Below are 11,160 nucleotides of genomic sequence, written 5' to 3'. Positions count from 1 at the left end.
CTGTCTGAATTCTCCAACCCGCGCAGCGCCGGTATCATCGCCCAGACCGTCCGCGAGACGGACCGTCTCATCGCCGCAACCAAGACCACCGGCAATCACTTCCTGTTCCTGTCCACGCGGCTGGGCCACAGCATCCGCTTTGCCGAGACCGACGTCCGCCCCATGGGCCGGGCGGCCCAGGGCGTGATCGGCATCCGCCTGCGCAAGGGCGATCAGGTGGTCTCCATGACCACCTGCACCACCGAGGGCGAATTCCTGAGCGTCACCCAGCACGGCTTCGGCAAAAAAACCCCCCCCACCGAGTACCGTGTTCAGTCCCGCGGCGGCAGCGGGATCATCAACCTGAAGGTCACCGACAAGACGGGCCCGGTCGTGGACGCGCGCTTTTTGAAGGAAGACTGCAACCTGATCCTCGTGAGCGCCGGCGGCCAGATCATCCGGATGAACACCGGCACCATCCGCACCGCCGGCCGGGCGACCATGGGAGTCAAGCTCATCGAGCTGGCGCCGGAGGACCTGGTCACCTCCATCACGCTGCTGGGCGCCGAGGACGAAAACGGCGATGAGAACGGAAGCGATTAACGGCGTCGTCCGGTTCCTGTCCGAGCACCTCACCTTCATTGTCCTGGTGATCGCCACCGCTTTCGTGACCTCATGCATCCTGCTGGTGCTCAACCAGAAGGACGCCGAAGATCTCTTCCGGCTGGCTCAGGAGCAAATCGGCACGAACCAACCCCGGGCCGCCGCGGACACCCTGCGCGCCATTGAGCGCGAGTATCCCCATTGGAAGCGGATGGCGGAGGTGTATTACCTCCAGGGCAACATCCTGTACTTCCACGAGAACAACCTGTACGGCGCCATGGAGTTCTGGCAGCGGGCGCTTGCGACCGACCCCGCCAGCCCCCACGACTTCGAGATCCACCGGCGGCTGGCCGAGATCCACCTCAACGTCATCGGCGACCTGCCGCGGGCCGAGGCCGAATTGAAGTACCTCATCGCCCGCCACCCAAGGCACGCGGACATCCCGCACCTGCGTCTCGAGCTGGCCCGCTGCTACGTCAAGACCGAGCGGCCGGAGGTGGCGATCATCGAGCTGAAGAACCTCATCGGCACGGTGACCGATCCGCACACCCGGCAGCAGGCGGTGATCCAGCTGGCCATGATCTACTACAACCAGAAGAACTACCAGCGGGCGCGGGAATTCCTGGAGCCGGTCACCCGCGCGCCCCACTGCGACGATTGCCGCCATCTGGCGCTGATGGTGATGTCCGACATCCTGGAGATCCAGGAGGATTACGACAAAGCCATTGAAATCCTGGGGCAAATCCCCGATAATATCCTCTCGGAAGAAAAGAAGCAGGCCCGTATCTCCAGCATTAAAAAGCAGTTCGTACCGTCGGCCCCGTCCGGCGGAGGGACGCGGTGAGGTGGAGCCGATGAGCAACCGTCAGAACATCCCGGTCAAGTTCGTCTACCCGGAGGGCCGTGAGAACATCCGGTTCGTGAACCAGTTCGCGTTCGCACAGATCGACACGGACGTGGTGGTCGACGTCGGCGTCGTGGACCCGAAGCTGGTACTGGACATGAACCAGAAAATCCAGTCGCGCACCCTCCAGCCCGACGACCACCTGGAGGCGGTCATCATCCAGCGCTTCGGCATGAGCATCACCTCCTTCATCAAGCTCAAGCAACAGATCGACCAGATTTTCCAAAACCTGGAGAAACAGGGCGTGCTGGTCAAGCGTCCCGACCAGGACACGCTGCAGTGACCGTCGGGCCGGCCGTTCCGACGCGGCCGCCCCGTGCCTTCATCGCCATCATGAGGTGTCGCCCATGATCTGTGCCCGGCGCATCCGCCACGGTCTTGTCGCCCTCCTGCTCCTGGTGGCGCTCGCCGCCTGCGGCGGGCCGTCGCCCGCCGAAACCGAGCCGGCCCCCGGGCCGGCCCCGGCCGCGTCACCCGAGCCGCCACCCCTGCCCGCGTCCGACCGCATGGTCGTCGAAACCGCGGCCGGCGCGTTCACCATCGAGCTGAAGCCCGACCAGGCGCCGCAGACCGTCGCCCGGATCAAGCGGCTGGCGGCCGACGGCTTCTTCAGCGGAACCACGTTCCACCGGGTCATCGCCGGCAGCCTGATCCAGGGCGGCGACCCCCTGAGCCGCGACGCCGATCCGTACAACGACGGCATCGGCACCACCGGCGAGTTCCTTCCGTTCGAGGCCAACGATCTGCCCATGACCGAGGGCGCGGTGGCCATGGCCCGCGGGGCGGACGACCGGAACTCGGCGAGTTGCCAGTTTTTCATCTGCGTCAAGAACCACCCCGAGTGGCAGGGCGAGTACACCGTGTTCGGTCACGTGGTCGAGGGCATGGATGCGGTGCGGAAGATCGCCGCCGCCGCCGTGGGCACCGGCGATCTTGCCGAGCGCCCGATCGTCAAGCAAACCATCCAGCGGATCGAATTCCGCTGAGCCCGGCGGGCCTGACCATGCGATCCCGCCGCGTCCGGCACGAGGAGCACCCATGCTTCTGAAAGGCAGCCTGAAGGTCACCACCCTCCCCGAGATCCTGCACTCCATCTGCATCAGCAAAGAGACCGGCATCCTGACGCTGCAGCAGTTCAACATCAAGAAAAAGATCTACCTCGAGGAAGGCAAGATCGCGTTCGCTTACTCCAATCAGCGCAAGGACTCGCTGGGCGACATCCTGCTGCGCAACGGCATCATCACCCTGGAGCAGTATCTGGAAACCGCCAACCAGATCCGGCCGGGCCTGCGCCACGGCCAGATCCTGCTCCGCGAAGGGTACATCAGCACGCAGGAGCTCATCTCCGCCGTCCACCAGCAGGTCAAAGAGATCATCTTCTCGGTGTTCGAGTGGGTCGAGGGCCTGTTCGAGTTCGAGAAGGAAGAAAAGCAGATCGAGACCATCAAGCTCAACATCACGTCGGCCGACCTGATCTTGGCGGGCATCAAGCGGATCACCGACTGGTTCTTCCTGGAACGGATGATCGGGAGCATCGACAACGCGCTGGAGGAATCCCCCGAGTTCGAACAGAAACGCCAGGAAATCCAGCTCTCGGACCAGGAAGTGGACATCATGAACTACGCCCGCGGCAAATCGATCCGCGAGGTGCTTCACTACAGCCTGCTGAACGATTTCGAAACCTGCCGCCTGCTGGCCGGACTGATCACCATCGACCTGTTCCGGATCCAGCACCACCAAAGCTTCGTCCTGGAGCCGGTGCTGGACATGGAGATTGACAAACTCAAGCGCATGCAGGTGCTCTTCAACCAGATTTTCGAGAGCATCCTCCAGACGCTCAAAACCGGCGCCGGTCCCATGGCCGAAAAGATCCTGCGCAACTACTACGAGGAGATCCGGCAGGAAGAGAAGACCCTCCTCCACAATGTGGAAATGAACAGCAAGGGCTGGCTGGACCCTGATCTGCTCGACCTCAACATCATGAATCTGTCCACCCCCCACAAGACGGACTACGTCTACAACGTTTACCTCCGGATCCTCACGTCACAGATGAAAGCCGCCCGCGAGCTGCTGGGCGAAGCACAGAAAAACCGGATCGAGTCGGAGATCAAGCAGCTCATCGAGCGGCTGTCCGGCGATTAGGACGGGGCGCTTGGAATGTTGATCGTTGATGGTTGAGGATCGATTCGTCTGCGTTTGGCCGACTTCCGTCTTCCGGTTCCCGTCTCCCGACTCACCAATTCGCCGCTTCGCCGGCTCGACGATCCGCCGCCTAACGGTCCCCTCCGAGGAGGCTGCCCAACCCGCCCAGCACCGATCCCTCCTCCTTGCGGGAGCCGCCGGCGCTCGGAGCGTGCGAATAGATCCGGTCAGCCAGCCGGCTGAAGGGGAGCGACTGCAGGAACACCTGACCGGGGCCCGTCAGGGTGACGAAGAACAGGCCTTCGCCGCCGAAGACCGCCGTTTTGACGCTGCCCACAAACTGGATGTCGTAGGTCACGCTCCGGTCCATGGCCACGAGACAGCCGGTGTCCACGCGCAGGGTCTCACCCGGCCCCAGCACCCGTTTGACGATGGTGCCACAGGCGTGAATGAACACCTTGCCGTCCCCCTCCATCTTCTGGAGGATGAACCCCTCGCCCCCGAAGAAGCCGGCGCCGAGCCGCTTGGTGAAGGCGATGCCAAGCGCAGTGCCGTACGCAGCGCAGAGGAAGGAGTCCTTCTGGCAGATCAGGGTGCCGTCATGTTCCTTGAGATCGGCGACGATGATCTTGCCGGGATAGGGTGCGGCAAAGGCCGCTGTCTCGCGGCCCGCGCCGCGGTTCGTGTACAGGGTCAGGAACAGGCTTTCACCGGTGACGACACGCTTGCCGGCGTCGAGGAGCTTGCCCATGAATCCCTTGTCGGGCGAGCTGCCGTCGGTGAAGCGCGTCTCCATCTGGATGCCGTTGGTGATGTACATCATGGTGCCGGCTTCGGCGATCACCGCCTCGCCGGGGTCCAGCACCACGTCCACGAATTGCATGTCGTCGCCGTGGATCTGGTAGTCGATTTCGTGGCAGCGCCGGCCGGCGGACGCCCCCGCAGCGGGCGCCGGCGCGACGGCTCGGGGCGGCGGGGGGACCGGCGCCGCAGCCCCCAACTCGGGCGCCTGTGCCAGCGGAATCCAGCCTCCGAGTCCCTGCCGAAACACGTACGTCTGGGGATTGATGTTGCCCGCCTGCAGCTGGCCGCGGACCTCGCCGGCGGTGAACGGACCCTGCGTGGCGCCGTCCACCGTGATGTACCAGACCCGCGTGTCGCTCATATGCCGCCCCGTCGTTTCCGGTCGCCGATGGTGGCCAAGATCTCCTTCGTTTTGACAAGCATGCTGCGGGCCTCCGGCATCACCTCCAGGGCTTTGGCGATCTGGTCGTCGCCTTCGGCGCGGATCTTGAAACAGTCCAGCACGCCGAAGATGCGGGTGAACAGCTCCGCCTTGATGCCCCGTTGGCTGAACGCGACGTTCTGCTGAAACTCCTCGTCGGTATAGTTGATCTCGAGGTTGTCGAGATACTTCCGAAAGTCCTGCAGCACCGCCTCGTTGACCTCGAACTGGCGGGCGTGATCGGCGGCGGCGCTCCCGTTGGCCAGAATGCTCACCGACGGGACCTTCCCCTGCGCCGCCTGGTTGGCAAATTTGAAGAACACGTCCTTCGACAGCAGGGTCAGCTCGAAGCGGTTCAGCTTGCGGGAGACGTGGACGATGTCGGGCTGCACGCCACCGCTGCCGTACACCTTGCGCCCGCTCAGGGTGTACTTGACCTCCGACTCGTCGGGCTTGACGGCCTTGCGGTTGCGCTGGTTGTAGTAGTCATATACCGAGCCGTTGAACGGCCGCTGCAGGCAGCGCCCGCTGGGCGCGTAGTAGCGCCCTGTCGTGAGCGCCAGGCCGGAACCGTCGGCCAGCCGGTACACCGACTGGACCAGCCCCTTCCCGAAGCTCTGCTCGCCCACAAGCAAGCCGCGATCGTTGTCCTGGACCGCGGCGGACACGATCTCCGACGCGCTGGCGGAACTGGCGTTGATGAGGATGACCAGCGGGATCTTCAGATCGCCCCCCTCCCGCACCGCATAGCGCTGTTCGTCGGCGCCGTTGCGGCCGCGGGTGCTGACGATGGGCGCGCCCTTGGGTAGGAACTCCTCCGAGACCCGGATCGCCTGAGTCAGATAGCCGCCTGGATTGTCGCGCAGATCGAGAATCAGGCCATCCAGCGAATCGATGCCGATGCGCTGCAGCGCGTCCATCATCTCGCGGTGGGTGGTTTCGGAGAACCGCTCGATCTTGATGAAGCCGATGCCCGGCCGAACCCGGTAGGCGAAGTTGATGGTGAGCTTGGGGATCTCGTCGCGGATCACATCCAGTTCGAGGGGTTCGGCCTCGCCACGACGATTCACGGTGATGTGCACCTTCGTGCCCTTGGGCCCCTTCAGGTGATCAATGACGTCGTCGACATCCCAGTCGTCGATGGGCTTGTCGTTGACCTTGAAAATCACGTCGCCGGCCTGCAGACCCACCCGGGCCGCGGGGGTGCCCGGCGCCGGCGGTTCGATCACCACAATCCGGCCGCTGCCCGGCATCAGCGCCCGGATGCGGATGCCAAGGCCGAAATACCGGCCGCTGTTCTCCTCCTCCACCGCTTTGTAATCCTTGGGGGAGAAAAAGCTGCTGTGAGGATCCAGCCGCTGGAGCATCCCGCGGACCGAGCTGTAGATCAGCTCGGCGCTGCCGGGGTAGTCGGCGGCGTTCTGCTCAATGGTGCTCAGCACGAGCGAGTACCGGCGGAACAGCTCGGTTCGCTCATCGGTCTGGCCGGAGTCGGCGCTGACCCTCCGCCCCAGCAGGCCGCCCACCAGCGCGGCACCCACCAGGAAAATAACCGCGAATAGAGTGAAATGTTTCTTCATCGGGGCTCCTTCCGCTTCCGGCAGGCACTATACCACACCGGTCCGGGGGGTGCAAACGGGGGGCCGCCGGCCGGACCGCTCACGGGGTGACCGGGACCGGCTGGTGAAAGGGGATGGTGATGCTGAAGGTGGACCCTTCGCCCGGCTTGCTGCGCACGGAGATCTTGCCGCCGTGCCCCTCCACCAGCTTCTTGCAGATGTACAGGCCGAGGCCCGTGCCGCGGATGTGCTTGGTCTGCTCGTTGTAGACGCGACTGTACTTCCGGAACAGGTTGCCGAGCTGCTCGGGCGGAATGCCGATCCCCTGGTCGCGCACTTCGATAAGGGCACAGCCGTCCTTGTGACGCCGCGCCCGGACCACCACCTCGCCGCCGTCGGGCGAGAACTTGATGGCGTTGGAGATGAGGTTGTCCAGCACCTCGAACAGCTTGTCGTAGTCGGCGTTGAGCGGCGCCAGTCCGGCCTCCACCTCGAAGCGGATCTGGTGCCGGGGCAGGCGCCGGGAGCCGATCTTCTCGGCCAGCACCGCGAAGTCGATGGCTTCGAACGTGTAGGTCATCTCGCCCGACTCGATCCGGGTGATCTTGAGCAGCCCCTCGGCCAGGCGACGCAGGTGGCCGATCTGCTCGAAGATGGAGTTCAGGTACTCCCGCCGGTTCTCGGTCCCCATCTCCGGCTGCAGCAGCAGCAGCTCGGAGTAGGCGTGGATCACGGTGAGCGGCGTCCGGAAGTCGTGGGACACGATGCTGATTAGCTCGTTCTTCATCCGGTCGAGCTCGGCCATCTTCCGGTTGCTCGCGGAGACATCGGCAAACAGGGCGTAGTTCTCCAACGCGATGGAGAGCTGGTCGAGCACCGTTTCCATGACCCGCCGGTTGTGCTCGTCCTCGAACAGCAGCGCGTCGCCGCTCTCGACGTACAGGTAGGTCATGGAGCGGGGGGTCTGCCCCAGGCTGAACAGGTACTTGGCGCGCGACTCCCGCTCGACGAACCGGGACCGGGTGTTCCACTTCCCCCGCCGCAGCAGTCCCGCCAGGCCGGGCGGGATGAAATCCGGGTTCCGCCGGGTGTTGACGTTGTATTTCAGTTCCTCGCCACTGACGATGAGCAGCTGGGCGTACGACAGGGCAAAGGACCGCGCGAGCAGGTCCAGGGCCCGCTGGAAGTTGTCGCTCCGCTCCAGGGAGCTGCCCAGGATGGTGCCGATCTGGTTGACGATCTGTAGCTGGAGGGTGCGCCGGCGGGTCTCCTCGAACACGCGGGAGCGCTGGATCGCCGCCGTGACCTGCACGGCGAACTTCTCGAAGAGCGACAGATCTCCCTCGGAGAAGCCCTCCTTCGACGGCCGGTCGGGAAACAGGCGCCGCGACGCGTTGATGACGCCGATCAGGACGGGCCGGGCGCCGGCCATGTCCACCAGCGGCACGCAGAGCATCGACTTGATGGGCGGCTGCGTGGTGTCAGCCGACGGCTTGAAGTCGGGGCTCCGGGCGGTGTCGGCCACGCGCACCCCCTGCAGGGTGGCCGCCACCTTGCCGATGATGCCCTCGGTGGCGTAGAAGACCACCGCGCCCGAATCAGTGGCCCAGGAACGCCAGCCGGCGAACGTCCGAAACCGCTCGTGGCGCTCGTCGTAGAGCATGACCGAGACGGCGTCGGCGTCCAGCAGTCGGGCCGTGTTCTCGGCGATGGTCTCCACCAGCGGCTTGAGCTCGGACTGGGAATTGATTTCGCGGTTGATATCGCACAGGACGTCGAACTGGCGCGCCAGTCGCTCGTACCCCTGCCGGATCAGGAACAGCCGGATTGCCTGGCGGAGCAGCGCCGCCTGGTCGGCTGACAGCTTCGCCTCGCCGGCGGGGAGACCCGGGCCCGAAAGGCTCACGGTGACGCCGCGTTCCAGGCCGCCCAGACTGATCTCGCCCGACCGCGGCCCGGTCCGAGCGGCCTGCCGGCCGCCGCGCGGGGCCAGCGGCAGGGTTCGTTTCACTCGCAGTTCGCACTCCCACGGCCCGCTTCGGCCGGGGTCGTCCACTCGCAGGCGGAAGGCGGGACAGGTCGGAAACAGGTGCCGCAGCACCTCGAGGAGCGGATCGTCCGCGCACTCTGGATTCATGGGCATCCCTCCGGACGCGGCGCCGACGTTCCGGCCGGACGGCCGGACAGAGGCGGTCTCAGCCGAGAAAGCCCCCGTCAAACGGACGCGGCAGCAACTCTGCCATCGAGTATACCACCCGATTCCCCGTCAGGTTAGCCAGGATCACGGGGATGTCGCCGCAGAACTCCCAGATGATCTGCCGGCAGGCCCCGCAGGGCGGCGTCAGCTCCGCCGTGTCGGCCACCACGCAGATCGCCCGGAAACGGCGCTCGCCCTCGCTGACCGCCTTCCAGATGGCCACCCGCTCGGCGCACACGGTGAGGCCGTAGGATGCGCCTTCCACGTTGCAGCCCTTGTAGATGGTGCCCGATTCGCCCTGCAGCGCCGCGCCGACCCGGAAGCGGGAATACGGGGCATAGGCGTGCTCCCGGGCGGCGGTGGCCGCGCGAACCAGCTCGTCGTTCACAGCCGCACCTCCGCGATGATCCGGTCCACCAGGCGGGTGAATTGGTCCTTGACCCGCTCGGTGGTGTCGAGCACCTCCTGGTGGGTCAGGGGCTGGTCGAGGATGCCCGCCGCCATGTTGGTGATGCAGCTGATCCCCAGCACCCGCATCCCCATCTGGTTGGCGGCGATGACCTCGGGGACCGTGGACATACCCACCGCGTCGGCGCCCCAGGCGCGAAACATGCGGATCTCGGCGGGCGTCTCGTACGACGGGCCCGACAACCCCAGGTACACACCCTCTCGGACGGCGAGACCCAAGCGGCCCGCTGCTTCGCGGGCCAGCGTCCGCAGTTCCGGGTGATAGGCGTAGCTCATGTCGGGGAAGCGGGGACCGAAGCGCTCGGCTACCCGGCCGCGCAGCGGGTTGAAGCCCATGAAGTTGATGTGGTCGCGGATGATCATCAGGTCACCGGGGCGGTACTCCGGGTTGATCCCGCCGGCGGCGTTGGTGACGATGAGCGTCCGGACACCCAGGCCGTGGAGCACCCGGGCCGGGAAAATCACGTCGTCGGGATCGTGACCCTCGTAGTAGTGCACGCGGCCCTGCATGAGCGCCACGGCGTGTCCGTGCAGCTTTCCCGCGACCAGCACGCCGGCATGTCCGGCGACGGAACTGGCGGGGAAATGGGGGATCTCGGAAAACGGGATGCGCACCGCGTCCTCGACGGCGTCGGCGTACGCCCCCAGGCCGGACCCCAGGATCACCCCGAGGGGACGGGGCGTCGGGGCGCGCTCCGACAGGTACTGGACGACGAGTTCAATGACCTGTTCATACATCATGGTGTCTCTCCGCAGAAGCAGTGTCCGGCGGCGTCCGTCCGCGGCGGCCTCAAATGAGGATGCCGGCGATGCTCGCCGTCAGGAAATTGGCCATGGTCCCAGCCATCACCGCCCGCAGGCCCAGCCGGGCCAAGTCATGACGGCGCGCCGGCGCCAGGGCACCGATGCCGCCGATCTGGATGCCAATCGACGAGAAATTGGCAAAGCCGCACAGGGCGAAGGTGGCGATGGTGAAGGAACGGGGCTCCAGCATGCTCTTGAGCTCGCCCAGACCGCTGTAGGCGATGAACTCGTTGAGCACCAGCCGCGTGCCCAGCAGGTTGCCGATGTTGGCGGCGTCGTGCCACGGCACGCCCATGATCCAGGCCACCGGCGCGAACACCACTCCGAAAATCCGTTGCATGGACAGCGGCGCCCCGCCGATGGGGATCAGTCCCAGCAGCCCGTTGATCAGGTAAATCAGGGCGATAAAGGAGATCAGCATCGCCGCCACGTTCATGGCCAAGTGGAGCCCCTCGCCGGTGCCGCGGGAGGCGGCGTCGATGATGTTGACGTCGGTCTTCTCCACCTCCAGCTTCACCTGACCCAAGGTCTTCGGCTCGCCCGTCTCGGGCACCAGCATCTTGGCCATCATGATGGTGCCCGGCGCGGTCATGATCACGGCGGTGAGCAGGTGCTCCGGCCGCGCGCCGAAGGCGATGTAGGCGGCCATGATCCCGCCCGAGATGTGCGCCATGCCCGACGTCATGACGCACATGAGCTCGGAGTCGGTCATGTCGTTGAGGTACGGACGGATGGTGAGCGGCGCCTCGGTCTGGCCCATGAAGATGGAGGCGGCCACGTTGAGCGACTCGGCGCCGCTCGCGGCCATGAGCCGCGCCATCACCCAGGCGAAGATGCGGACAATGAACTGCATCACGCCCAGGTAGTACAGGATGGCGAACAGGGCGGCGATGAAGATGATGGTGGGGAGCACCTGCAGGGCGAAGATGCTGACGCCGCTCAACAGCGGGTCGTTCGCCGCGAGTGTCCGACCCGTGACCGCTTCCAGGAACTTGGTCATGGCGGCCCGGGACCCGAGCGGTCCGAACACAAAGTTGGAACCGTACTGGGAGTAGGACAGCAGGTGGTTGATTCCCTGGCCGAGGTATTCGAACAGGCGCACTCCCGGCGGCCATTTGAGCACGATGAGGGCGAACCCGATCTGGAGGCCGAATCCCCATCCCACGGTCTTCCAGCGGATGGCCTTGCGGTTGGTGGAGAGCAGGAAGGCGATCAGGGGGATGACGACCAGACCGATCAAGCCGGTGAGATGCATGCGGTGACCTCCAGACGGAGCGTT

General features: G+C 65.4%; 11 protein-coding genes. 5 read left to right on the top strand and 6 right to left on the bottom strand.

Translation table 11 applies throughout. The annotated features are described in order from the left end of the window. The 5 genes from GX414_01625 to GX414_01605 all read left to right on the top strand — a co-directional run. Positions 1 to 582, top strand: a 582-nt coding sequence (locus tag GX414_01625; protein NLI45786.1) for a DNA gyrase subunit A, incomplete at its 5' end; no start/stop codon positions are given. After that, positions 563 to 1,426, top strand: coding sequence for a tetratricopeptide repeat protein (locus GX414_01620; GenBank protein NLI45785.1), 864 nt, complete (start codon positions 563 to 565; stop codon positions 1,424 to 1,426). The genes GX414_01625 and GX414_01620, both read left to right, overlap by 20 nt. A gap of 10 nt (positions 1,427 to 1,436) precedes the next feature. Next, positions 1,437 to 1,769: a hypothetical protein gene (locus GX414_01615; GenBank protein ID NLI45784.1), complete on the top strand. Its 333-nt coding sequence runs from the start codon at positions 1,437 to 1,439 to the stop codon at positions 1,767 to 1,769. A 64-nt stretch (positions 1,770 to 1,833) separates the two neighbouring features. Continuing rightward, positions 1,834 to 2,472: a peptidylprolyl isomerase gene (locus tag GX414_01610; protein ID NLI45783.1), complete on the top strand. Its 639-nt coding sequence runs from the start codon at positions 1,834 to 1,836 to the stop codon at positions 2,470 to 2,472. A 52-nt stretch (positions 2,473 to 2,524) separates the two neighbouring features. After that, the gene (locus tag GX414_01605; GenBank protein NLI45782.1) at positions 2,525 to 3,628 is read left to right on the top strand and encodes a DUF4388 domain-containing protein; all 1,104 of its coding nucleotides are present in this window, start codon (positions 2,525 to 2,527) and stop codon (positions 3,626 to 3,628) included. A gap of 130 nt (positions 3,629 to 3,758) precedes the next feature. Here GX414_01605 and GX414_01600 read toward each other — a convergent pair whose 3' ends face one another. The 6 genes from GX414_01600 to GX414_01575 form a co-directional block, all read right to left on the bottom strand. Continuing rightward, positions 3,759 to 4,793, bottom strand: coding sequence for a TIGR00266 family protein (locus tag GX414_01600; protein NLI45781.1), 1,035 nt, complete (start codon positions 4,791 to 4,793; stop codon positions 3,759 to 3,761). Beyond that, positions 4,790 to 6,433 carry a S41 family peptidase gene (locus tag GX414_01595; protein NLI45780.1) on the bottom strand — a complete coding sequence of 548 codons (1,644 nt, stop codon included), beginning with the start codon at positions 6,431 to 6,433 and terminating at the stop codon, positions 4,790 to 4,792. Before GX414_01595 ends, GX414_01600 begins: the two co-directional genes overlap by 4 nt. Before the next feature lie 79 nt (positions 6,434 to 6,512). After that, positions 6,513 to 8,549: a GAF domain-containing protein gene (locus tag GX414_01590; protein NLI45779.1), complete on the bottom strand. Its 2,037-nt coding sequence runs from the start codon at positions 8,547 to 8,549 to the stop codon at positions 6,513 to 6,515. A 58-nt stretch (positions 8,550 to 8,607) separates the two neighbouring features. Then, a complete protein-coding gene (gene cdd, locus GX414_01585) occupies positions 8,608 to 8,997 on the bottom strand; it encodes a cytidine deaminase (GenBank protein NLI45778.1) in 390 nt (129 codons plus the stop codon). Next, positions 8,994 to 9,815: a purine-nucleoside phosphorylase gene (locus GX414_01580; protein NLI45777.1), complete on the bottom strand. Its 822-nt coding sequence runs from the start codon at positions 9,813 to 9,815 to the stop codon at positions 8,994 to 8,996. Before GX414_01580 ends, cdd begins: the two co-directional genes overlap by 4 nt. Positions 9,816 to 9,867: 52 nt before the next feature. Next, complete coding sequence (locus GX414_01575) at positions 9,868 to 11,136, bottom strand: NupC/NupG family nucleoside CNT transporter (protein ID NLI45776.1); 1,269 nt, start codon at positions 11,134 to 11,136, stop codon at positions 9,868 to 9,870. Positions 11,137 to 11,160 lie beyond the last annotated feature (24 nt).

Source organism: Acidobacteriota bacterium (assembly GCA_012517875.1).
Classification (GTDB): Bacteria; Acidobacteriota; JAAYUB01; order JAAYUB01; family JAAYUB01; genus JAAYUB01.
Note: the sequence above shows the minus strand (reverse complement) of the source record. Positions and strands in the feature narration are given on the sequence as shown.